The 21,915-nt window shown below is 67.2% G+C and carries 27 protein-coding genes; 9 read left to right on the top strand and 18 right to left on the bottom strand.

Annotated features, from left to right (window positions below):
* Positions 1–252 (top strand): integrase core domain-containing protein (locus P7B02_RS19185; protein ID WP_277787969.1); only part of this gene is annotated, 252 nt, incomplete at its 5' end.
* Here P7B02_RS19185 and phoU (P7B02_RS19180) read toward each other — a convergent pair.
* The 4 genes from phoU (P7B02_RS19180) to pstC are packed head-to-tail and all read right to left on the bottom strand — an operon-like array spanning position 249 to position 3,567.
* The gene (phoU, locus tag P7B02_RS19180; RefSeq protein WP_277787968.1) at positions 249–926 is read right to left on the bottom strand and encodes a phosphate signaling complex protein PhoU; all 678 of its coding nucleotides are present in this window, start codon (positions 924–926) and stop codon (positions 249–251) included. The genes P7B02_RS19185 and phoU (P7B02_RS19180) overlap by 4 nt on opposite strands.
* An 18-nt stretch (positions 927–944) precedes the next feature.
* Positions 945–1,766, bottom strand: a complete 822-nt coding sequence (pstB, locus tag P7B02_RS19175; protein WP_277787967.1) for a phosphate ABC transporter ATP-binding protein PstB — start codon at positions 1,764–1,766, stop codon at positions 945–947.
* A complete protein-coding gene (gene pstA / locus P7B02_RS19170) occupies positions 1,763–2,608 on the bottom strand; it encodes a phosphate ABC transporter permease PstA (protein WP_277787966.1) in 846 nt (281 codons plus the stop codon). Before pstA ends, pstB begins: the two co-directional genes overlap by 4 nt.
* Positions 2,608–3,567 (bottom strand): phosphate ABC transporter permease subunit PstC, encoded by a 960-nt coding sequence (gene pstC / locus P7B02_RS19165; protein WP_277787965.1) that lies wholly within the window; start codon positions 3,565–3,567, stop codon positions 2,608–2,610. The genes pstA and pstC overlap by 1 nt, the downstream gene beginning before the upstream one ends.
* A 352-nt stretch (positions 3,568–3,919) precedes the next feature.
* On the opposite strand from pstC, the gene P7B02_RS19160 reads away from it, so the two are divergent.
* Entirely contained in the window at positions 3,920–4,342 is a 423-nt protein-coding gene (locus P7B02_RS19160; RefSeq protein ID WP_277787964.1) for a CBS domain-containing protein, read from the top strand.
* 56 nt (positions 4,343–4,398) lie between these two features.
* Here the strand turns inward: P7B02_RS19160 and phoB are convergent, their stop codons facing one another.
* The 6 genes from phoB to ychF all read right to left on the bottom strand — a co-directional run bounded on the left by phoB (position 4,399) and on the right by ychF (position 9,453).
* Entirely contained in the window at positions 4,399–5,085 is a 687-nt protein-coding gene (phoB, locus tag P7B02_RS19155; protein WP_277787963.1) for a phosphate regulon transcriptional regulator PhoB, read from the bottom strand.
* Positions 5,082–5,783, bottom strand: coding sequence for a phosphate signaling complex protein PhoU (gene phoU, locus P7B02_RS19150; protein WP_277787962.1), 702 nt, complete (start codon positions 5,781–5,783; stop codon positions 5,082–5,084). Before phoU (P7B02_RS19150) ends, phoB begins: the two co-directional genes overlap by 4 nt.
* A gap of 65 nt (positions 5,784–5,848) precedes the next feature.
* Positions 5,849–6,970 carry an ATP-binding protein gene (locus P7B02_RS19145; protein WP_277787961.1) on the bottom strand — a complete coding sequence of 374 codons (1,122 nt, stop codon included), beginning with the start codon at positions 6,968–6,970 and terminating at the stop codon, positions 5,849–5,851.
* A 2-nt stretch (positions 6,971–6,972) separates the two neighbouring features.
* Positions 6,973–7,650, bottom strand: a complete 678-nt coding sequence (locus P7B02_RS19140; protein ID WP_277787960.1) for a dienelactone hydrolase family protein — start codon at positions 7,648–7,650, stop codon at positions 6,973–6,975.
* A gap of 4 nt (positions 7,651–7,654) precedes the next feature.
* Positions 7,655–8,329, bottom strand: coding sequence for a dienelactone hydrolase family protein (locus P7B02_RS19135; RefSeq protein WP_347276668.1), 675 nt, complete (start codon positions 8,327–8,329; stop codon positions 7,655–7,657).
* Positions 8,330–8,352: 23 nt separating this feature from the next.
* Positions 8,353–9,453, bottom strand: coding sequence for a redox-regulated ATPase YchF (ychF, locus tag P7B02_RS19130; RefSeq protein ID WP_277787959.1), 1,101 nt, complete (start codon positions 9,451–9,453; stop codon positions 8,353–8,355).
* 122 nt (positions 9,454–9,575) lie between these two features.
* Here ychF and P7B02_RS19125 point away from each other — a divergent pair, with 122 nt between their 5' ends.
* On the top strand, positions 9,576–10,409 hold the full coding sequence (locus P7B02_RS19125) for a pirin family protein (RefSeq protein WP_277787958.1): 834 nt from the start codon (positions 9,576–9,578) through the stop codon (positions 10,407–10,409).
* A gap of 3 nt (positions 10,410–10,412) precedes the next feature.
* On the opposite strand, the gene P7B02_RS19120 is transcribed toward P7B02_RS19125, so the two are convergent.
* The 4 genes from P7B02_RS19120 to P7B02_RS19105 all read right to left on the bottom strand — a co-directional run bounded on the left by P7B02_RS19120 (position 10,413) and on the right by P7B02_RS19105 (position 12,689).
* Positions 10,413–11,261 carry an alpha/beta fold hydrolase gene (locus P7B02_RS19120; protein ID WP_277787957.1) on the bottom strand — a complete coding sequence of 283 codons (849 nt, stop codon included), beginning with the start codon at positions 11,259–11,261 and terminating at the stop codon, positions 10,413–10,415.
* Positions 11,262–11,290: 29 nt separating this feature from the next.
* On the bottom strand, positions 11,291–11,527 hold the full coding sequence (locus tag P7B02_RS19115) for a helix-turn-helix domain-containing protein (RefSeq protein ID WP_277787956.1): 237 nt from the start codon (positions 11,525–11,527) through the stop codon (positions 11,291–11,293).
* Positions 11,527–12,120, bottom strand: coding sequence for a DUF2975 domain-containing protein (locus P7B02_RS19110; RefSeq protein ID WP_277787955.1), 594 nt, complete (start codon positions 12,118–12,120; stop codon positions 11,527–11,529). Before P7B02_RS19110 ends, P7B02_RS19115 begins: the two co-directional genes overlap by 1 nt.
* 65 nt (positions 12,121–12,185) lie before the next feature.
* Positions 12,186–12,689, bottom strand: coding sequence for a MarR family winged helix-turn-helix transcriptional regulator (locus P7B02_RS19105; protein WP_277787954.1), 504 nt, complete (start codon positions 12,687–12,689; stop codon positions 12,186–12,188).
* A gap of 59 nt (positions 12,690–12,748) precedes the next feature.
* Between P7B02_RS19105 and P7B02_RS19100 the strand changes: the two genes are divergently transcribed.
* On the top strand, positions 12,749–14,122 hold the full coding sequence (locus tag P7B02_RS19100) for a serine hydrolase domain-containing protein (RefSeq protein ID WP_277787953.1): 1,374 nt from the start codon (positions 12,749–12,751) through the stop codon (positions 14,120–14,122).
* Here the strand turns inward: P7B02_RS19100 and pth are convergent.
* The 3 genes from pth to P7B02_RS19085 form a co-directional block, all read right to left on the bottom strand.
* Complete coding sequence (pth, locus tag P7B02_RS19095; protein WP_277787952.1) at positions 14,119–14,730, bottom strand: aminoacyl-tRNA hydrolase; 612 nt, start codon at positions 14,728–14,730, stop codon at positions 14,119–14,121. The two genes, P7B02_RS19100 and pth, sit on opposite strands and share 4 nt — an antisense overlap.
* Before the next feature lie 80 nt (positions 14,731–14,810).
* Positions 14,811–15,413 (bottom strand): 50S ribosomal protein L25/general stress protein Ctc, encoded by a 603-nt coding sequence (locus tag P7B02_RS19090; RefSeq protein WP_277787951.1) that lies wholly within the window; start codon positions 15,411–15,413, stop codon positions 14,811–14,813.
* A 132-nt stretch (positions 15,414–15,545) separates the two neighbouring features.
* Positions 15,546–16,580 carry a hypothetical protein gene (locus tag P7B02_RS19085; RefSeq protein WP_277787950.1) on the bottom strand — a complete coding sequence of 345 codons (1,035 nt, stop codon included), beginning with the start codon at positions 16,578–16,580 and terminating at the stop codon, positions 15,546–15,548.
* 248 nt (positions 16,581–16,828) lie between these two features.
* Between P7B02_RS19085 and P7B02_RS19080 the strand changes: the two genes are divergently transcribed.
* The 5 genes from P7B02_RS19080 (at position 16,829) to P7B02_RS19060 (ending at position 20,427) form a co-directional block, all read left to right on the top strand.
* Entirely contained in the window at positions 16,829–17,248 is a 420-nt protein-coding gene (locus tag P7B02_RS19080) for a DUF4870 family protein (protein ID WP_277787949.1), read from the top strand.
* 139 nt (positions 17,249–17,387) lie between these two features.
* Positions 17,388–17,879: a MarR family winged helix-turn-helix transcriptional regulator gene (locus P7B02_RS19075; RefSeq protein ID WP_277787948.1), complete on the top strand. Its 492-nt coding sequence runs from the start codon at positions 17,388–17,390 to the stop codon at positions 17,877–17,879.
* Complete coding sequence (locus P7B02_RS19070; RefSeq protein WP_277787947.1) at positions 17,876–18,577, top strand: response regulator; 702 nt, start codon at positions 17,876–17,878, stop codon at positions 18,575–18,577. The genes P7B02_RS19075 and P7B02_RS19070 overlap by 4 nt, the downstream gene beginning before the upstream one ends.
* Before the next feature lies 1 nt (position 18,578).
* A complete protein-coding gene (locus P7B02_RS19065) occupies positions 18,579–19,925 on the top strand; it encodes an ATP-binding protein (RefSeq protein ID WP_277787946.1) in 1,347 nt (448 codons plus the stop codon).
* Between the two features lie 79 nt (positions 19,926–20,004).
* Positions 20,005–20,427: a DUF2147 domain-containing protein gene (locus P7B02_RS19060; protein ID WP_277787945.1), complete on the top strand. Its 423-nt coding sequence runs from the start codon at positions 20,005–20,007 to the stop codon at positions 20,425–20,427.
* Between the two features lie 42 nt (positions 20,428–20,469).
* Here the strand turns inward: P7B02_RS19060 and P7B02_RS19055 are convergent, their stop codons facing one another.
* The gene (locus P7B02_RS19055) at positions 20,470–21,909 is read right to left on the bottom strand and encodes an aldehyde dehydrogenase family protein (RefSeq protein WP_277787944.1); all 1,440 of its coding nucleotides are present in this window, start codon (positions 21,907–21,909) and stop codon (positions 20,470–20,472) included.
* Positions 21,910–21,915: the final 6 nt, after the last annotated feature.

The following is a 21,915-nucleotide window of genomic DNA, read 5'->3' as shown; positions in this document are numbered from 1 at the left end:
GCCCTCAAGCTCGCCGGCGCCCGACACGTCAGGACCCGGCCTTACACTCCGCGCACCAACGGAAAGGCCGAGCGCTTCATCCAGACCAGCCTGCGCGAGTGGGCTTACGCAAAGCCCTATGCCTCTTCAGCCGAACGGGCCCACGCCATCACCGCCTGGACCAACAGCTATAATCTTGATCGACCACACTCAGGCATCGCCGGCCTCACACCCTGGCAACGTGTGACCAACCTCCTTGGAAACGACATCTAGGCGTCGAACTTCGGACGGTCCTCGACCAACTCCACGCCGGTGATCTCGTAGTGGATCAGTTCGGCGATGTTGGTGGCGTGATCGCCGATGCGCTCCAGGTTCTTGGCGATGAACAGCAGGTGCGTGCAGGCGGTGATTGATTCAGGGTCCTCGGCCATGCGGGCCAGAAGGCCGGCGAAGAGCTGCTCGTAGTGCTCGTCGATCTCGGCGTCCTGGGTCCAGACGTCTACGGCCTGGGTCACGTTGCGCGCGCCGTAGGCGTTTAGGACTGCGCCCAGGCGGGCGGCGACCAGGCGGCCCATGCGTTCCACCGGTGCGGCGAAGCTGACGGCGCCGGCGGGACCGATCTTCAGGGTCCGCTTGGCGACGTTCTTGGCCAGGTCGCCGCAGCGCTCCAGGTTCATGGCGATCTTCATGGCCGCGATCGGGCGGCGCAGGTCGTCGGCCATGGGCTGGCGCAGGGCGATCATGCGGACTGACTTGCGCTCGATGTCGATGGCAAGGGTATCCAGGGCCGGGTCGCGCTTGATGGCGCGCTGGGCCAGCTTGGCGTCGCCCTGGAAGATCGACGACAGGGCGTCATCCAGCTGCGACTGCGCCAGCACGCCGAGGGCGATGACGCCGTCGGTCAGTTCGGTGAGCTCGTTCTCGAAGGCCGTGACCGTATGTTCCATGTCGGGTCTTCCTGAGATTTAGCCGAAGCGGCCGGTGACGTAGTCACGGGCCCGCTGGGTGACGGGGTTGGTGAACATCTGCTCGGTCGGGCCGAACTCGACGAGGTTCCCCAGGTACATCAGGCCGGTGTAGTCCGAGCACCGCGCCGCCTGGCCCAGGTTATGGGTCACGATGACGATGGTGTAGTCGGTCTTCAGCAGGGCGATGGTCTCTTCCAGGCGCGCCGTGGAGATCGGGTCGAGCGCCGAGGCCGGCTCGTCCAGCAGCAGCACTTCCGGCTTGATGGCGATGGCGCGCGCGACGCACAGGCGTTGCTGCTGACCGCCGGAGAGGCCAAGGCCCGACTCCTTGATCTTGTCCTTCACCTCGTCCCACAGGGCGGCGCGGCGCAGAGCCTCCTCGACGCGGGCGTCGGTCTCGGCCTTGGACAGCTTTTCGTACAGGCGCATGCCGAAGGCGACGTTGTCGTAGATCGACATCGGGAAGGGGGTCGGCTTCTGGAACACCATGCCGACGCGCGAACGCAGGGTCGGCAGGTCCAGGCTCGAGCCCAGGATGTCCTCGCCGTCCAGCAGGATCTTGCCGCTGGCCTTCTGGCCCGGATAGAGCGCGTACATGCGGTTCAGGGTGCGCAGCAGGGTGGACTTGCCGCAGCCCGAGGGGCCGATCAGCGCGGTCACCGCGTTGCGCGCGAAGCCGACGCTTACCCCGTGCAGGGCGTGCTTGGCGCCGTAGTAGAAGTTCAGGTCCTGGATATCGACCTTCACCTGATCGGCGGGAACCGGCGTGATCGCCGTTTCAGGCGCGCCGTCATGCGATGCGGAAAGGGGGGCGTTCATGAGCGGCGGGGCTCCCTGGCGACGATGCGCGCGATGATGGTGACGGCCAGCACGGTGATGGCGATGAGCAGGGCGCCGGCCCAGGCGAGGCGGCGCCAGTCGTCATAGGCGCTGAGCGCGTACTGGTAGATGACGGCCGGCAGGCTGGCCGTGGGCTTGCCCATGTTGAGGCTGAAGAACTGGTTGTTCAGGGCGGTGAACAGCAGGGGCGCGGTCTCGCCGGTGATGCGGGCGAAGGCCAGCAGGGCGCCGGTCAGGATGCCGCCCCCGGCCGAGCGCCACAGCACCGACAGGATGGTGCGCCACAGCGGCGTGCCCAGGGCTACCGCCGACTCCCGCAGGGCGCCGGGCTGCAGCAGCAGAACGTCCTCGGTCGCTCGGGTGATGACCGGAGCCGCCAGCAGCGCCAGGGCCGCCGCGCCGGCATAGCCGGAGAAGCCGCCGAAGGGCGCGACCAGGATGCCGTAGATGAACAGGCCGATGAGGATCGACGGCGCCGACAGCAGCACGTCGTTCAGGAAGCGGACGACCGCGCCGTACTTGCTGTCGCCGGCGTACTCGGCCAGCCAGGTGCCGGCCAGGACGCCGATGAAGAGCGCGCCGGCCATGCCCAGCACGCACATCATCAGCGAGCCGAGGATGGCGTTGCGCAGACCGCCGGCGGAGCCGGGAGCGGGGGTGTCCCTGGTGAAGACCGCCAGGTCCAGCCCGCCGAGGCCCTGGGTCAGCAGGGACCACAGGATGGCGGCCAGGAAGGCCAAGGCGATGAAGGTCACCAGATAGCAGCCCGCCGAGAAGAGGGCGTTGGCGAACTGGCGTTGGGCGGCGCGTGCGGATTTCATCAGTGCTTGCTCTGCCCGATCAGCAGGCGGGCCAGGCCCAGCACCGCGAAGGTGATGATGAACAGCATGAGGCCCAGGGCCAGCAGCGAGGAGGTGTGCGCCACGCTGGTGGCCTCGGTGAACTCGTTGGCGATGGTCGAGGCGATGGTCGAACCGCTGTCGAAGATCGATTTCGGGAAGCCGTGCGAATTGCCGATGATGAAGGTCACGGCCATGGTCTCGCCCAGCGCGCGGCCCAGGCCCAGCATCACCGCGCCGATGGCGCCGCGGCGGACATAGGGCAGGGTGACGGAGGAGACCACCTCCAGGCGGGTCGCCCCCAGGCCGTAGGCGCTCTCACGCACCTGCGGCGGGACGGTCAGCAGCAGCTCGCGCAGCATGGCGGCCATGAATGGCAGGATCATGATCGCCAGGATGATGGCGGCGGCCAGGATGCCCGTGCCGTTGGGAATGCCGGCCACCAGCTTTTCCCAGATCGAGCCGGCCGGGGCCGACATCATTAGAGGCACCTGAACGTGCTTCGAAAAGAACGGGGCGAAGACGAACAGGCCCCACATGCCGTAGACGATGGACGGAATGCCGGCGAGCAGCTCGACCGCCGTGCCGATCGGACGGCGCAGGACGGTGGGGCAGAGCTCCACGAGGAAGATCGCCACGCCAAACGCGATAGGCAGTGAGATGACCAGCGCCAGGGCGGCGGTGATGATGGTCCCGACCAGGGGCCCGGCGGCGCCATAGACGTCCGTCACCGGGTTCCATTCGGACGAGGTGATGAAGCCCAGGCCCATGGTCTGGAACGCCGGCCAGCCGCCGATGGCCAAGGTGATGATGACCCCGCCTAGGGCCGCCAGCAGCGCCGTCGCCGCGGCGAAGCACAGGGCCTGGAAGATCGGATCGAAGCCGGCGCCCTTGGGCCTTGCCGGCTTCAGGCCCGGCGATGCGTCTGCGGTCAGGGTCATCAGGCTTTCCAAAGGGGTGGTCGCGAACGTCTGGGACGTTCGCGACCGAGGGTCTTCCGGGGGAGGATCAGTTGCAAGCGAGAGCGGGGGACGGGAGCCCCCGGGAAGCGGCCAAGAAATGTCGGTTCATCGCCGTCTCCTGCCGCCTCGACGCTGGTTCGATTGCTTCGACAGCGGCGTTTAGTGTCGGTCAGCGACGGTTCTATGTGAGTTTCATGATGGTTTCGTGACAGTGCGCGTCGCGCCCCTGAAAGCTCGGCTGGAAGGCCGCGCGGCGGATGGGCGCACGGCGGTGAAGCGGAACATTTCATGGGAGGCGGACGCTTCTAGAGCTCCAACATGGAGAACCGCCGTGAAAGTCAGTGAAGTCATGACGGCTCAAGTCGTCACCGCCAAACCGAACACCTCGATCCGCGAGATCGCCCGCATGATGGCCGAGATCGACAGCGGCGCCGTGCCGGTCGTCGAGGAAGGCAAGGTCGCCGGCCTCATCACCGACCGCGATATCGTCGTGCGCCTGGTCGCCAAGGGCGGCGACCTCGAAGGGCCGGTGTCCGAGGTCATGAGCTCCGAGATCCAGAGCTGCCGCGAGGACGACAACCTGGCGGACGCCACCGCCAAGATGGCCACGCACAGCGTCCGTCGCCTTGTGGTGTTGAACGAGTCCGGCCGTCTGTCGGGCATCCTGTCCCTGGGCGATGTGGCCCAGGATTACGGCGCGAAGGTCGTCGGCGCGACCCTGGACGAAATCTCGTCCGCACCCGCCGACCACTAGAGGCGGACGGCAATATGGAGAAACGCCGCGCTCCTGGTGGGGCGCGGCGTTTTTCATCAGCTCAGGTCGAGGGCGTAGCCCGCCGAGCGCACCGTGCGGATCGCATCCACATCGGCGTTGGCGTTCAGCGCCTTGCGCAGGCGGCCGACGTGAACGTCGACGGTGCGCAGGTCGATATAAACGTCCGGGCCCCAGACGGCGTCCAGCAGCCGCTCGCGGCTGAAAACGCGGCCGGGATGCTGCAGGAAGTAGTCGAGCAGCTTGAACTCCGTCGGACCAAGTTTCACCTCGCGGCCGCCGCGCTTAACCCGGTGGGCCACGCGGTCCATGACGATATCCCCATGGGCCAGCTGGTCATCGGTCAGGCCTGGGCGGCTGCGGCGCAGCAGGGCGCGGACCCGGGCGGTCAGCTCGGTCATGCCGAACGGCTTGACCAGATAGTCGTCGGCGCCGGTGTCGAGGCCGCGGACCTTGTCCGTCTCCTCGCTGCGGGCCGTGAGCATGATGATCGGCACGTTGCGGGTCTGGGCGCGGCCGCGAAGGCGGCGGCAGACCTCGATGCCCGAGACCTTGGGCAGCATCCAGTCGAGAACGACCAGATCGGGCGTATCCTCGCCCATGCGCAGGATGGCGTCCTCCCCATCGGCGGCGTGGGTGACGCGATAGCCTTCCTTTTCCAGATTGTACTGAAGCAGGGCGGCCAGGGCGTCCTCATCCTCGACGACGAGAAGGTGTGGTTTCACAGCGCCATATCCTCTGTGGACGGTGTATCGAGCGAGCTCCACTTGGGACGCTCAGCGGTCAGTTCTTCGCCGGTGATCTCGAAGTGGATGATCTCGGCGATGTTGGTGGCGTGGTCGCCGATCCGTTCGAGGTTCTTCGCGATGAACAGCAGGTGGGCGCCCGTCTGAACGGTCGCCGAATCCTGGCGCATCAGCTCCAGAAGCTCGCGGAACAGGCTTTCGTAGTGGTCGTCCACTTCCTCGTCCCGACGCCACACGCCGAGCGCGCGGTCGAAGTCGGTGACGGCGTAGGCGTCGACCACCTCATTGAGGCGGGAGGAGACCAGGCGGCCCATGCGCTCGATGGCGCGCATGATGCTGGTCGGATCGGCGTCGGCCAGGACCAGGCTGCGCTTGGCGATGTTGCGCGCCAGGTCGCCGCAGCGCTCCAGATTCATGGCCAGCTTCATGGCCGAAACCGCGCGGCGCAGATCCACGCCGCTGGGGCCATAAGAAGCGATGAGGGCGATGGCACGGCGCTCGATGTCGGCCTGCATGGCGTCGAGGCGCACGTCTCGCTCGATCAACGCGCGGGCGGCGCCCGTATCACGCTTGGCCAGACAATCGACAGCATCAGCAACCTGGGCTTCGGCAAGGCCGCCCATTCGGGTCACTTCAGCAGCGAGTTGGCGAAGTTCGTCGGCGCAGGATGCGTCCACGGGCGGTCTCCGAGCACAGTGTCATCTAATAGCGGCCGCACATGACAGTTTTGCGACGGTGAGCGCTAGTGTGTGACAGGAAAATAGGCCGTGAACGTGGTTCCCTGGCCTTCCGCGCTTTCGACCACCAAGCCGCCGCGATGGCGGTTGACGATATGCTTGACGATGGCGAGGCCGAGGCCTGTTCCCAGGCGCTCGCCGCTCTTCTGACCTTCCACCCGATAGAAGCGCTCCGACAGTCGGGGCAGGTTCTGGCGGGCGATGCCGGGGCCGTCGTCGGACACCCGGATGACCACGTAGCGGCCATCCGCCGCATCCGGCGTCAGCAGGGACAGGCGGGCCGCGCCGGGACGTGACGGCGTGGCCGCCGCGCCGGCGGGAGCCTCCACCACGTCGACCCGGACCTCGCCGCCGTCGGGGGAGTATTTGGCCGCGTTGTCGATCAGGTTCTGCAGCACCTGCACCACCTGGTCGCGATCGCCGAGAACCAGCGGCGAGGAGACGGGGATGTTGGGCGCGATGCGGACGCCGCGCTGGGCGTGCATGGGGCCGCTGGCGCTCATCACGTCATGGATTGCGGATTTGACGTCCACCTCGCCGGACGGGGGGATGTGCTCGTTCAGCTCGATGCGGCTCAGCGACAGCAGGTCGTCGATCAGGCGCGCCATGCGTCCCGCCTGCGCGGCCATGATGCCGAGGAAACGGTCGCGGGCGGCCGGGTCGTCCTTGGCGTGGCCCTGCAGGGTCTCGACGAAGCCGGCCAGGGAGGCCAGCGGCGTGCGCAGTTCGTGGCTGGCGTTGGCCAGGAAGTCGGCTCGCATCCGCTCGTTGCGGCGGGCGTCGGTCTCGTCGCGCAGAATTAGCAGGACCTGGCGGACGCCGCTGGCGGTGTCGGGCAGGGGGCGGACCAGCGCGCGCCACCAGCGCGGCTGGGCGCCGTAGGTTTCGTAGTCGGCCTCGGCCCCGCCGTCGCTCAGGCCCTGGTCCACCGCCTCCAGCAGGCGGGGATGGCGCAGCACCGACACCAGCGGCGCGCCCTCGGCAGGAATGCGCAGCAGGGTCTGGGCGGCGGCGTTGGCGAAGGTGATCGTCCGGTCGGACGGGTCGGTCAGGGCGCCGGCGGCGACAACCATGACCGGATCGGGAAGGCGTTCGACGATTTCGTCGGCGTCGGGCGCCTGGGGCATGTTCAGACCTCGCCTTTCGCGCCGGCGGCGCGGTGGAACAGCTGCAGGCTTCGCAGGCGCGCAAGCTGGGCAGCGTCGTCCACGTATTCGGCGGGTGCGACAAACGCGTGACCGGCGTCATAAAAATAGACAGGAAGGTCGGGGAAGGCGGCGACGATGCGGTCCGACAGGGCCGGCGGGATCAGTTCGTCGCGCTTGCCCAGGTGCAGGATCAAGGGAACCTGGGGCGCCTCGTCCAGGTGCTCGACGATCTGGTGGCCATAGAAGGCGGACACGGCGGTGATGCCTTCGCAGCGCGCCGCCGCGACCCAGGACGCCGTGCCGCCCCAGCAGAAGCCCATGACGAAGACCGGCTGCTTCAGCCAGTCGATGGCCGCCTGAATGTCGCCTGCCGTCCGGGGCCAGTCGGTGCGGACGCCGAAGTCCATCTTCCGCTTGCGGGCGGCGGGGTCAATGTCGACCTCGGGAAAGCCGCGCTCGAAACGATCAAGCAGGCTCGGGACCAGCACCTCATAACCCTGGTCGGCATAGGACTGGGCCAGGTCGCGCAGATGCGGGGTCACGCCCCAGATGGCGTGAAGCAGGATCAGCCCGCCGCGCCGCGCATCGGTCGGCGCGGCATGGAAGGCGTCGAGCACATGCCCGTCGGCGGCGTTGGTGAGCTGGATCACGTCGCTCATGGGATCAAGCGGCGTTGGCGGCGAAGAGTTCGCGGGTCAGACGCCGCGCCTCGGCCGCGTCGTGCGGGTCCGAATCCGGACGGCCGTCATTGTTGAAGCCGTGGCCGGACTTGTCCCAGACATGCACCGGCACGTCAGGGTGATGGGTCTGGATCGTCGCCTTCACCGCGTCGGCGGGAATGTAGTCGTCCTTGCGGCCCAGGTGGACGATGACCGGGCAGTTCAGGTCGATGTCCGCGTTCTCGGCCACCAGGCTGCCGTAGTAGCTGGCCGCCGCCGACAGGCCCTTGCAGCGCCCTGCCGCCAGCCAGGCCAGCGATCCGCCGTAGCAGTAGCCGACCACGAAGACCGGACCGCGTGGACGCATCTCGTCGATGCAGGCCTGGACGTCGGAAAGCGCCGTGCCCAGCGGATGGGACAGGGCGTGGTTGCGGCCTCGGGCGAAGCCTTCGGGGTCATGCTCCGCCACGAAGTTCGGTTCGTACCGGTCGAACAGGGCGGGGGCGATGACCTCGTACCCGGCCTGGACCCAGCGCTCGACGTCCACATGGATGTAGGCGTCGAGGCCGAAAATCTCCTGCAAAACCACCACCCCGCCGATCGCCTCGCCCTCGGGAAGGGCCTGGAGGGCGGTGAACTCGAACCCGTCGCGCGGGCTCTTCAGGGTGATGGTCTGCATGATGTCTCCTGCGAGGAGTGATCCTAGACGTTGAAGCGGAAGTGCATCACGTCGCCGTCCTTGACGACGTACTCCTTGCCTTCCGAACGCATCTTGCCGGCTTCTTTGGCGCCGGCTTCACCGCCGAGCTTGACGAAGTCGTCGAAGGCGATGGTTTCGGCACGGATGTAGCCTTTCTCGAAATCGGTGTGGATCACGCCGGCGGCTTGCGGGCCGGTGTCGCCAACATGGATCGTCCAGGCGCGGGCTTCCTTGGGGCCGACCGTGAAATAGGTCTGCAGGCCCAGCAGGTTGTAGGCCTCGCGGATCAGGCGGTTCAGGCCGGGCTCTTCGAGGCCCAGGGTCTCCAGGAACTCGGCCCGCTCGGCGGCGTCGAGCATCGCGATCTCGCTCTCGATCTGGGCGGAAATCACCACGGACTTGGCCTTGTCCTTGGCGGCGCGCTCGGCGACCAGGTCGGAGAACTTGTTGCCCTTGTCGGCCGAGCCTTCATCGACGTTGCAGACGTAGAGCGCCGGCAGAGAGGTCAGCAGCTGCAGCATGTGCCAGGCCTTCTCGTCTTCCTTGTCCACGCTGGCGGCGCGAGCCGGACGGCCTTCACGCAGCTGAGCCAGGGCCAAGTTGATCAGGCGCAGGGTGTTGGCGGCTTCCTTGTCGCCGCCCGACTTAGCCTTCTTCTCGATGGCCGGCAGGCGCTTCTCCAGGCTTTCCAGGTCGGCGAGCATCAGCTCCATCTCGATGATCTCGAGATCGCTGAGCGGGTCGATGCGGCCCTCGACGTGGGTGATGTCGTCATCCTCGAAGCAACGGGCCACGAAGGCCACGGCGTCGCAGTCGCGGATGTTGGCCAGGAACTGGTTGCCCAGGCCTTCGCCCTTGGACGCGCCGCGCACCAGGCCGGCGATGTCGACGAAGGTGATACGGGCCGGGATGATCTCCTTGGAGCCGGCGATCTTGGCCAGGGCGTCCAGGCGCGGTTCCGGCACCGCCACGTCGCCGGTGTTCGGCTCGATGGTGCAGAAGGGATAGTTCGCCGCCTGGGCCGAAGCGGTCTGGGTCAGGGCGTTGAACAGGGTCGACTTGCCTACGTTGGGCAGGCCGACGATGGCGACTTTCAGGGCCATGGAGCACTCGCAGATTTCGTTGGCGCGCGACCTAGCACGGATGGGCGGTTTGGCGAAACGGAGGGGTTGAAACCATCTGTAACAGTGACGATATCATTCGCTCGGATTTCAGGAGTATTCCAATGAGCAGCGTTCGTCCCGTCATCAAGCTGGTCAAGGGCGTGCCGACCTCGGACGGGGACGGCGTGCGGCTGACGCGCGTGCTGGGCACGCAGGAAGCGCAGATGTTCGATCCCTTCCTGATGCTGGACTGCTTCGACACTGCCCAAGCCTCCGACTATGTGGGCGGCTTCCCGGACCACCCGCACCGCGGCTTCGAGACCGTGACCTACATGCTGGAGGGCCGCATGAAGCATGCGGACAACACCGGCCGTGAAGGGATCATCGGCACCGGCGGCGTGCAGTGGATGCGCGCCGGGCGCGGCATCATCCATTCGGAGATGCCGCTGCAGACCGACGGCCGCATGCGCGGCTTCCAGCTGTGGGTGAACCTGCCCGCCGAGCTGAAGATGAGCGCGCCCGGCTACCAGGAGTTCGAAGCGGACAGCATCCCCGTCGAGACCCGCGAAGGCGGCGTCACCGTCAAAGCCATCGCCGGAACCACCAGCGAAGGTTCGGTCGGGCCCGTGGGCGGCGGCGCCGTGGACGCGCTCTATTTCGACATCACCCTTCCGGCCGGCGCCCGGTTTGAGGAGCCGGTGGGCGACGAGCGCGCGGCCATGCTGGCTGTTTACGAAGGCTCCGTCCGCGTGGCCCATGACCAGGTCGACGCCCTCACCGGGGTATTCCTGGGTTCGGGCGGCCGCGTGGTGGTCGAGGCCAAGACCGACGCCCGCCTGCTGCTGATCGCCGGCAAGCCGATCAACGAGCCGGTCTTCTGGCACGGCCCCTTCGTGATGAACACGCGCGAGGAGATCGTCCAGGCGGTCAACGACTTCAACGCCGGGCGGTTCTGAACCCTAGGGTTCAGCGCTCAGGAAGGCCGCAATCCTGTCGGCGAAGGCCTTCGGTTGCTCCACGTACATGAAGTGGCCCGTGGCGGGGACGGTCTCCAGCTTCGCGCCGGGGATCGCGGTCTCCAGCTCACGGGCCTGTTCGTGGACGTTCTCGATGTCGACCTCTCCCACCAGAATCAGGGTCGGCGCCTTTATCTCGCCAAGGCGGGGCTTGGCGTCGACCATGAAGCGCTCCTTGTTCCCCGCGCCGAAGTTGTGCGGGTTCGCCTTGATCCAGGCGACCACCCGCTGCCGCTCGGCGTCGGCGTTCTTGCTCAGGATGTAGGGATCACGCGCGGCACCCTCGATGTCGCCGGCCTTGAAGAGCGCCGCCAGCTTCAGGCCGCGCATCATGAAGGCCATGGACGGCTTGAAGCCCGCCACCCACGGGCCGACCAGGACGAGACCGTCCACGGCCTCGGGACGGGCGAGTGCGAAATCCACCGCCACGCCCCCGCCGGCCGATGAGCCGACGAACGTGGCGCGCTCGACCTTCAGCGCCTTGAGCAGCGCCTCCAGATCCCGTGCGGGCTGATAGGTCGCCTCGGCGGCCGGCGACGCTCCATAGCCGCGGCGGTCGTAGCGGATCACCCGGAACTGCTCGCACAGCAGGGGCTGCACATCGTCGAAGGCCGCTGAATGCAGGATGCCGTCGTGGATCAGGACTATGGCTTTTGGGCCTGACCCGCAGGCGTCATAGGCCAGCTTTCCGTCCTGGACCTCGATGAAGGCGGGCTCGGCGACGGCCGGGGCGATGCTGAGCAGCAGGCATGCGGCCGCGATCGCCCGAACGGGCGTTGAAAGAAAGCGCATTTGAATCTCCGGGTTTTAAGGGGCGGGGGTCAGCCGGCCTGTCTCAGTTCTTCCTCGCCGCCCTCGGGCTCGTATTCGAGGATGTCGCCGGGCTGGCAGTCGAGAAAGCGGCAGATGGCGTCCAGGGTGGAGAAGCGCAGGCCCTTCACCTTGCCGGACTTCAGCAGGGACAGGTTGGCTTCGGTGATGCCGATGGCGCGGGCCAGGGCGTTCGAGCGCACCTTGCGGCGGGCCATCATCACGTCGAGTCGCAGGATGATCGGCATCAGACGAAGGCCTCCCGGTCTTCCTCGATCTCTCGGCCGACCTGCATCACCTGGGCGATGACGAAGACCAGCAGGCCGAGGATGAAGGCCTGGATGCTGGCAAGGTGCATCCACTTGCGGTCGATCTCCCAGCCCGTGGCGCTGAGGAACAGGTGGCAGAGGAGTGGGGCGACGGCGTAGGCGCACAGCCACACGCCGACCTGGCCGATGAGCCATCCGTTTCGGCGACCGAAGACTTCGCCCTGGCTGTAGAGGGCGAACAATTCCCGCAGACGCCAGAAGATCATCAGGCTGGGGGCGATGCGCACGACGCCCACCGCCGCATAGGCCAGGCGATGTGGCAGGGACAGGGTGCGGAAGGCCACGGAGTCCGCTGAGCCCTTGCCGATCCACACGGCGTTGGAGCCGATGCGGAAGTCATCGCCCGTATAGAAGACGACGGCTGCGATCAGAGCCGCCGCGATCGCTCCCACCAGGATCAGCAGGGCTGTGAACAGCCAGGACAGTGCGCGGCTGGCGAGGCGCAGGCGCTGGTGATGCGCGGCGGTCGGCAGAGCGACAGGCGCGGGCTTCAACTGGACGACGGTGGTCATGCGATCCTCCCGCCATCATGGATTCAACAGAAAAAACTTTCTGTCAAACGATATGGTTGGGTTTGTCAGTCCTGCGCCAGACGCGCCTTGACCCGATCGTAGAGGGATAGGCGCAAGGTGGCCTGCTCCAGGCGGTCCAAGGCGGCGAGTGCGTCTTGCGCCTCGTCGTTCAGTTCGACAGCGGTCTCTGACAGTGCCGCCCATAGAGGGGCGAGGCGCGCGGCGACGTCTCGCCCGGCCGGGGTCAGGCGCAGGCGACGTTGGCGGGGATTGGTCTTGTCGGCGTCCCAGGCGATCAGCTTCGCGGTTTCCAGTCCCGCACGCACCTGGCTGACGGTGGCATGGCTGACGCCAAGCGCGGCGGCGAGCTCCCCCACGGTCAGGGTCTCGTACAGGCTGAGCAGATTGACCACGCCGAACCAGCGCTGCTCGAACGCCACGCCGCTTTCGGCGTAGAGGCGGGCGGCGTCGCGGTCGATTCGCTCGGACAGGCGGCGAAGGCGCGCGCCGATCGCGGCCGCGCCAGCCTTGGTCGTATAGCCGCTGGGATCGTCGGAGCGGGCCGTCATTGACTTCCGTCGTTACTAGTTACAAGGGTGGCCCATAAGGTTAGGGTGGAGCCCTCGTCGTGAACAGGCGCGATCTTCTCATCTCGGGCGTCGCGGGCGCCGGGCTGCTGGCGTCCGGCGTGAGTCACGCGGATGATGGCTTGCTCCAGTCGTGGCTGAAGCGCTGGCTGGCGGCCTTCAATGATCCTGACCTGAGAATCTACAAGCAGTTCGTGGAGACGCTGGCGCCGAGCGTTCGGCCCTATGTGGACGACGACCTTTCCGTGCGCGAGGTGACGGGCGGCTTCCAGTTGGTGTCGTCCCAGGTGACGGGCGCCAACGAGATCACCGCCATCATGAAGGACCGGGCCTGGGATCGACGGTCCAAGGTGGTGCTGACCGCGACCGGCGGCGAGAAGCTCGACGACATCGCCTTCGCCGGCGCCCCGGGGGAGGCTTTGCAGCGCTTGGATGAGCGTCTCGCCATAGCCGCGTCGGTAGAGAAGTTGCGGGAGGAAGGGGCTGTCGGCCGCTTCAACGGCGCGGCCCTGACGGCGCGTGGAGAAAAGGTGCTGCTCAAAGTGGCCCATGGCATGGCCGATGAATCAACCGGGGCGGCCGTCACGCCGTCCATGCGATTCTGCATAGGTTCCATGGGCAAGATGTTCACCGCCGTGGCCGTCATGCAGATGGTCGAGTCGGGGCGTCTGAAGCTTTCCGACACGCTGGCGGTCCACCTGCCGGACTATCCCAACCAGGCCCTGGCCAGCCGTGTGACCGTCGAGCGCCTGCTGACCCACACCGGCGGCACGGGCGATATCTTTGGCCCGCAGTACGACGCCAATATCGACAAGCTGAAGACGCCGGCCGATCTCGTCCGCTTCTACGGCGCCCGCGAGCCGATCTTCGAGCCCGGCGCCCGATGGGGCTACAGCAACTACGGCTTCGTGCTGCTGGGCGCGATTCTCGAACGGGTGGCGGGCAAGCCCTATGAAGCTGTGTTCCAGGAGGCGATCTTCATGCCGGCCGGAATGGTGTCGACCTCGCAAGGCTTTGCATCGTCTAAGCCGACGGCCAGGCCCTACACCGGCGCCAGGGCGACAGGATTGAAGGCGTTGACACCCTACGACGGTCTGCCGGCCGGGGGCGGATATTCAACCGTCGAAGACATGCACGCCTTCGCCATCGGTCTGCGCGCGGGGCGGTTGGTCAAACCGGCGACCCTGGCCGCAATGACCACGCCGAAGGTGGTCGCGGGATCATCCCATTGGGGCCTCGGCATGGCGATCCGCAGCCGCAACGGCGCGACCTACTATGGTCATGGCGGCAGCGCACCGGGCGTCAACGGCGACTTCGCCGTCTATCGCGACGACGTGACGGTGGTCCTTTGCAACCGAGGCCATCCAGCGGCGCTCAACGCCGCCGACTTCATCGGCGCGCGCCTGCCGGCCTAGTCCTCGCGCTTACGCGGATCCGCCTTGGGCGCGGGAGCCAGGCGCATGATCTCGGCCTGGTAGCGCTCGTCGTCGCCCATGGCGGCGAAGGGCAGGGCGTCGGCGATGGCGTCCAGCATGGGATCGAGCCACTGGTGGTCGACCTTGTGGAAGTCGCCCAGGACGTAGTGCATCACCGCGTCCTTGTGGCCGGGATGGCCGACGCCGATGCGGCCGCGGCGGAAAGCATCGCCGATCTGGCTGGTGACGGAGCGGATGCCGTTGTTGCCGGCCGCGCCGCCGCCCGACTTCATGCGGAAGCGGCCGGGCGCCATGTCGATCTCGTCGTGGAAGACGATGACGTCAGCCGGCGCGAGCTTGAAGAACTTCATGGCCTCGCCCACGGCGCGGCCGCTCTCGTTGTAATAGGTCTTGGGCTTCAGCAGCAGCAGCTTGACCGGGCCGTCCGGGGTGCTGACCTGGCCCTCGCAGGCCATGCCCTGGAACCGGCTGCGCCACGGGGCGGTGGACCATTTGCGCGCCAGGGCGTCCACGGCCATGAAGCCGACGTTGTGGCGGTTCTTCTCGTACTTGCTCTCGGGGTTGCCGAGGCCGGCGAGGATCAGCATGGCGTGTTCCCGGATACGAAATCGCCCGCGAAGGCAGAGCCTTCGCGGGCGATGAACGGTTCAGCCCCGAAGGGAGAAACTTACTCTTCGGTGGCGGCTTCTTCAGCGGCTTCCGACATCGCGGCCGACGAGACCTTGATGTTGGCGATCACGAAGTCGCGGTCCAGAGCCGGCTTCACGCCCTTCGGCAGCTTGATTTCCGACATGCGGATGGTGTCGCCGATGTTGTGGGTCGACAGGTCGATGATCAGTTCTTCCGGAATGGCGTTGGCCGGGCAGGACAGCTCGACCGTGTGACGCACGACTTCCAGCGAACCGCCGGCCTTCATGCCCGGCGAGGTGTCGTGGTTCTTGAAGTGAACCGGGACTTCGATCTTGATCGTCTGGGACTCGTCCACGCGATACAGGTCGAAGTGGATCGGCTCATCCGTGACCGGATGGAACTGGATGTCCTTGGCGATGACCGGCTGGGTCTCTTCGCCGTACTTCAGGGTCACCAGGTGGCCCGACAGCTTGCCCGTATAGAGCGCCTTGCGGAACTCGTTCGAGCGAACCTCGATCATGACGGGGTTCTTGCCGCCGCCGTAGAGGACGCCGGGAACCTTGCCAGCATTGCGGGACGCGCGGGCGCCGCCGGTGCCGGCGCGCTCACGGACTTCGACGTTCAGAACGATCTCGGCCATAGGTCTTTTCTCAAAACGAAACGCCGCGCGTGATATCCGCGCGGTGACAGTCGGATGAATAGGGTGCGGCTAGATACACGAGGGCGCGGGACGTTGCAACGCCCCGCGCGACTCTGAATCGAATACGGGCGATCAGCCCTTCTTCTTGGCCGGCGCCTTCTTCTTCACCGGGGCCTTCACGGTGGCCTTAACCGGGGCCGGCGGGGGCGGGATATAGGGCATGGCCGCGCCGGAGCTCTTGATGAGGCACTGGCCGGTGTCCATCAGGATGTGCTGGCCGACGCAGAACACGTCTTCATAGTGCGGCTTGGCCACGGCCAGGCACTGATAGAGGTTCAGCTTGGCCAGGTTCAGGCACTGGCCGGCCGAGGGTTCGGCCAGCAGGGGCTGGACCGTCGCCATGTGCATGTCGCCGGCTTCGCCCAGGGCCGCCAGGGCGGCCACGGCCAGGCCGCGGATCACCAGCGGGGTGTAGGGCGGCGGCGCGGAGGTCGGCGTCAGGCCGAGCGGCGTGACGCCCGTGCTGACCTGATGCAGGCGGGCGGTTTCATCCGGCGAGGCCTGGGGCGGCGTGGCGGAAAGCGCCTTGGCTTCCGCCAGGCGGCTTTCGCGGTTGGCGACCGCCGCCAGGGACCATTTCTGGCGCTGGATGTCGTAGGCGGCCTGCTTCACGGCCCGTCCATTCATATAGACCTGGGTGGCGTCGGTCCCCAGGGCCGCAATCACCAGGCCGGCGGCGGTGTCCGAGCCCTTGATGACCACGGCGTAGGCCGGATCGCGGAGAATCTGCTGGGTGACCTGCTGGCGCTGGGTCTGGTTGGCGGCGAATTCGCGCACGGCCGAGACGAAAGCCGGATCCTGCAGGGCGACCACGGCGGCGTAGGCGACCGCGCCGGACACCAGCTGGCGGCTTTCATAGGCCGAACCGGTTTTCACGGCCTGAGCCACCTGAAGGCCGTCGGTGAAGCCGGCGGAAACCGCGCCCGCGCTTTGCATGTAGCCACGATAAGCGGCGGCCTGTTCGACGATGCGGGGCGACAGGGTGATCGGCGGCGGCACATAGGCCACGGGCGGCGGGGGCGGCGGGGCCTCGGGCGTCGCGCAGGCGGTCAGGACGGCAAGCAAGCTGAGGCCCGCCAGGGCCTTAACGCGGCTAATTCGAATCATCTGGCGGAGATCCTCGAAAATTGAAGGGGTTAGCGCCGGTTAAGCGCCAGTACGGGCAATAGTGTGACGGTGGATCGTTAACCCTGTTTTTACAAGCTGAGCCACGCAGCATGATCGAACGCAAAACAAGCTCGGGCGTTCAATCCCCTTGAGTGGAAAGGTTTCCGATCCTTCACAAAGTGTCGAAGGCTTAATTTGCTTCTGACCGGCGTTCGGCCGCAAAATCCAAGCACAGAAAAGGAGACCACATGACCGACGCCACCCCTGAAACCGTCATTCCCGCCGCGCCTGTCGCGGCAAGCGAAGACCGTCTTCTCCCGGGGATCGTCTACGCTCTGTACCTGCTCGGATTCTCGAACGGGCTGACCTTCATCATCGGCGTGATCCTCGCCCACGTCCAGGAGGGAACCGCCGGCCCGAAGATGAAGAGCCACTACACGTTCCAGATCCGGACGTTCTGGATCGCGGCCGTCGGCCTCCTCGTCGCTGGCGCGGTGTTCGCAGTCAGCATCCCGCTGAGCTTCCTGCTCATCGGCATTCCGGGCTTGCTCGTCAGCCTCATGTTCATGGGCGCGATCGCGATCTGGTTCCTGGTGCGGACCATTGTCGGCCTCGTCTATCTGGCGCGCGACGAAGCCTATCCGCGTCCGAACGCCTGGCTGGTCTAAAGCCCGCCACAGTCTAGGTGAAGAAGCGCCCGTCCCGCCCCCGCGGGGCGGGCGTCGCCTTGCGGGGAAAGGCGTTCTCAGCCACCGTGCGGGGCTGTTCGCCGAGCCACGGCGTGACCCGACCTTTGGAGACCCTGGCATGAGTGCGCCGGCCGATCCGCGACTGATCCTCCGTGATGACGAACTGGATTCCGGCCTGGAGCTGATCCTGCTGGCCGAGGCCGGCATCTGGGCCGCCGTGGACGCGGCGCTGGAGGCGGAGCCCAAGGGGCTGGGCCGCTCGCATTGGCGCGCCGCGCTGTTGCTGCGCCGCCGTCCGGCGGTGGGGGTGCAGGAGTTGGCCCGCATGACCGGCCTGTCGAAACAGGCCGCCAGCCGCACCTTGTCCGACCTGGAGAAGGCCGGTTACGTCCATAAGACCGCGGGGGACCTGGACGCCCGCCGCCGCACAACGGAGCTGACCAGCGAGGGCGCGGCCTTCGAGAGCAGGGTCAGCGAACGCCTGCGCGCCGTGGTCGCCAAGGCCTATCGCACGGGGGGGCTGGACGGGGTGGCCGGCACACGGCGTATTCTGTCGGCCCTGGCTGGGCCCAGGGTCTCCATCGGCGTTCGCCGGAGCGAAGCGGCATGACCCCTGCGGAAGCGCGTGACCGTCACCTGCTGGTCGTCGACGACGACGACCGCATCCGCACCCTGATCAAGGAATTCCTGGCCCGCGCCGGCTTCCGCGTCACCGCCGCCCAGGACGCCGCCGCCGCCCGCAAGCTGATGGACGCGTTCGACTTCGACCTGATGGTGCTGGACGTGATGATGCCGGGCGAGGATGGCTTCGCCTTCACAAAGTCTCTGCGCGCCCGCGCTGGGGAGGCTGGCCGCACGCCGATCCTGATGCTGACCGCCCGGGATCATTCGTCTGACCGGATCGAGGGCCTGACCTTGGGGGCCGACGACTATCTGTCCAAGCCGTTCGAGCCGCAGGAGCTGTTGCTGCGGATCGAGGCGATCCTGCGTCGGGCCGGGCCGCGTGTGACCCTGTCGGAAAGTCTGATGATGGGCGACTGCGCCTTTGATCCCGAACGCGGCGAATTGACCCGCGCGGGGGAGCCCGTGCGTCTGACTGAGGCTGAAGTCGAACTTCTGCGCCAGCTGGCCCGCGCCGTCCATGAGCCTGTGGACCGCATGGATCTGGCCCGGGACGCCGCCGACATCACCGGCCGCGCCGTGGACGTTCAGGTCACGCGTTTGCGCCGCAAGATCGAGCCGGACCCGAAGAACCCCCGCTACCTCCAGACGGTCCGGGGCATCGGATATCGCCTGGCGCCGGACTGATATGCGCCGCTGGTTCAGGATCTTCTGGCCCCGGCTGATGCGTCGCTATGTGCCGACATCGCTGTTCGGGCGCAGCCTGCTGATCATCATCCTGCCGATCGCCCTGATGCAGATGGCGGTGACCTGGGCGTTCTTTGACGCGCACTGGGAGACGGTGAACAGCCGCCTGTCGGAAGGCCTGGCGGGCGAGGTGGCCTGGGCGGTCGAGAGCTATCAGGACGACCCCAGGCCCGAAACCCTGGCGCGACTGGAGCAGCGGGCCGAGGATTCCCTGTCCCTCTCCATCGCCCTGCAGCCGGGGCGGGAGCTGCCCATTGGCAAACGCGCGGCGCTGTTCGCGGCGGTGGACCGGTCGTTGCAGCGCGCCCTGTCGGCGCGGCTGGATGAGCCGTTCTGGTTCGACGCCTCGGACCGATATCCGGCTTATGTGGACATACGGGTGAAGGTGGATCAGGGCGTCATCCGCATCATCGCCCCGCGTGACCGGGCGGTGGCGACCCAGGGCCACATCTTCGTGCTGTGGATGGCGGGCGCGACCCTGCTGCTGACGGCGGTGGCCCTGCTGTTCATCCGCAATCAGGTGCGGGCCATCGAACGCCTGGCCGAGGCGGCGGACACCTTCGGCCGCGGCGGGGACGCGCCGGCCTTCAAGCCCTGGGGGGCGCGCGAGGTGCGTCAGGCGGCCCAGGCCTTCCTGGCCATGAAGGCGCGCATCCAGCGTCACATCGAGCAGCGGACGACCCTGCTCGCCTCGGTGAGCCATGACCTGCGCACGCCGCTGACCCGTCTGAAGCTGGAGCTGGCCCTGGCCGAGCCCAGCCCTCGGATCGAGGCGATGAAGCGCGACCTCGCCGAGATGGAGCACATGATCGACGAGTATCTGGCCTTCGCCCGTGGCGAGGGCGGGGAGGCCGTGGAGCTGGCCTCCCTGCGTGTTCTGATCGAGGAGGTCAGCGAGGGGGCGGCGCGCGCGGGGGCGCGTGTCAGCGTCGACGCCGACCCGGAGCTGGAGGTCGCCGTGCGGCCCAACGCCCTCAAGCGAGCCTTGTCCAACCTGGTGATGAACGCCGCTGTCCACGGCGAGCGGGTGGAGGTGGCCGCCCGCCGCAGCGCGGCCGGCGGTGTCGAGATCCTGGTGGACGACGACGGCCCCGGCATTCCCGAGGAGCGTTACGAAGAGGCGTTCCGCCCCTTCAACCGGCTCGATGAATCCAGAAATCAGAACGAGAAGGGCGTCGGGCTGGGGCTGGCGATCGCCCGCGATGTGGCGCGCGGCCTGGGCGGCGATCTGGTGCTGGACCGCTCGCCGCTAGGCGGCTTGCGGGCGGTGGTGCGGCTGCCGGGCTGAGGCGGGCAGACCTTCCTGGACGCAGGCATGCGGCGCCGCGCCATATTGTATCTGCGTCGTGGCTCCTTAGATGGGCGCCATGCTTCGTTCAATTGTCACCGCCTTCGTGGCTGTCGCCGCAATCCTTCTGGGCGGCCAGTCCGCGCTGGCGCAGCCCGCCACCTCAGATGCCTTCGGCGTCTGGCGCAATCCCAAGGACAACGTGCGCGTCGAGATCAGGCCGTGCGGCGCCGCTGCTTGCGGGACGGTTGTCTGGGCTTCGCCCAAGGCGCAGGCCAAGGCGCGCAATGCCGGAACCGACAGCCTTGTGGGCACGCAAGTGCTCAAGAACCTCGAGCTGGACGAGCGCCGCGGCGTGTGGCGCGGCAAGGTGTTCGTACCGGAGCTGAACCGCAACTTCACTGGCCTTGCCGAGCCGGTGGACGCCGGGCGGCTGCTTGCAAAGGGCTGCGTTATCGGCGGCCTGCTTTGCAAAAGCCAGGTCTGGACGAAGGTCACCTGACGCCCCGGGGAACGCCTTTCGGCGTTTCCCCGGGAGACGGCTCTATTCAGCCGCCGCCGGGGCGTTGAAGCCCAGCACGGCCTTGGTCTCCAGGAACTCCCCGAACGCGTGGTCGCCCCATTCGCGGCCGTTGCCGCTCATCTTGTAGCCGCCGAAGGGGGCCATCAGATCGGGGGTGGCGCCATTGAGGTTCACCTGGCCGGCGCGCAGGCGTGAAGCGACGGCGCGGACCTTGGCGGGATCGGAGCCCGACACATAGGCGGCCAGGCCGTATTCGGTGTCGTTGCCGATCGTCACGGCCTCATCAACCGTGTCGTAGCCGAGGATGGCGACCACGGGGCCGAAGATCTCCTCCTTGGCGATGGTCATGTCGTTAGTGACGTTGGCGAAGACGGTTGGTTTTACATAGTAGCCCTTGTTCAGACCTTCCGGCCGGCCGGGGCCGCCGGTGACCAGGGTCGCGCCTTCGTCGACGCCCTTCTGGATCAGGCCCTGGATCTTGTTCCACTGCACCTCGGAGACCACCGGGCCCATCTTGGCGTTGCCCGTGGGGTCGCCGACGTTGAAGCCCTCGGCCGCCGCCTTGGCGATGCCGATCACTTCATCCATCTTGCCGGCAGGGACCAGCATGCGGGTCGGGGCGTTGCAGGACTGGCCCGAGTTCATCATCACGGACGACACCCCGCCGGCCACGGCCTTGGCGAAATCGGCGTCTTCCAGAATGATGTTGGGGCTCTTGCCGCCCAGCTCCTGGTGCACGCGCTTGACGGTCGGGGCGGCGGCGCGCGCCACCTCGATCCCTGCGCGGGTGGAGCCGGTGAAGGACACCATGTCCACTTCCGGATGGCTGGAGATCGCCGCGCCAACCGTCGGGCCGTCGCCGTTCACCAGGTTGAACACGCCCGCCGGAACGCCGGCGGCATGCATGATCTCGGCGAAGATGTAGCCGCTGAAGGGCGCGACCTCGGACGGCTTCAGCACCATGGTGCAGCCGGTCGCCAGGGCCGGCGCGACCTTGCAGGCGATCTGGTTCACCGGCCAGTTCCAGGGCGTGATGAAGCCGCAGACGCCGATCGGCTCCTTCACAAGGCGGGTCGTGCCGCGATCTTCCTCGAAGCGGTAGTCCTTCAGCACGGCGATGGCGGTCTGGATGTGGCCGACGCCCATGGCCGCCTGGGCGCGCTGAGCTAGCCAGGATGGAGCGCCCATCTCCTCGGTGATGGCCTTCGCCATGTCCTCGTAGCGCTTCTGGTACTCGGCGACGATGCGCTCCAGCAGGTCGATGCGCTCTTCGCGGCTGGTCTGGGAGAAGGTGTCGAAAGCTGCGCGCGCGGCCATGACGGCGGCGTCCACATCGCTTTCCGAGCCCATGGAGATGCGGCCGGCGACCGCCTCGTTGGCCGGGTTGATGACATCCAGCGTCTTGGCCGCCGACGGCTGCACCCAGGCGCCGTCGATGTAGAACTTCGTATAGTCGCGCATCCGCCT

The sequence above is a fragment of the Caulobacter segnis genome, assembly GCF_029543125.1.
Classification (GTDB): Bacteria; Pseudomonadota; Alphaproteobacteria; order Caulobacterales; family Caulobacteraceae; genus Caulobacter; species Caulobacter segnis_D.
The sequence above is the reverse complement of the archived record's forward strand: the minus strand, read 5'-3'. Positions and strand labels throughout refer to the sequence as shown.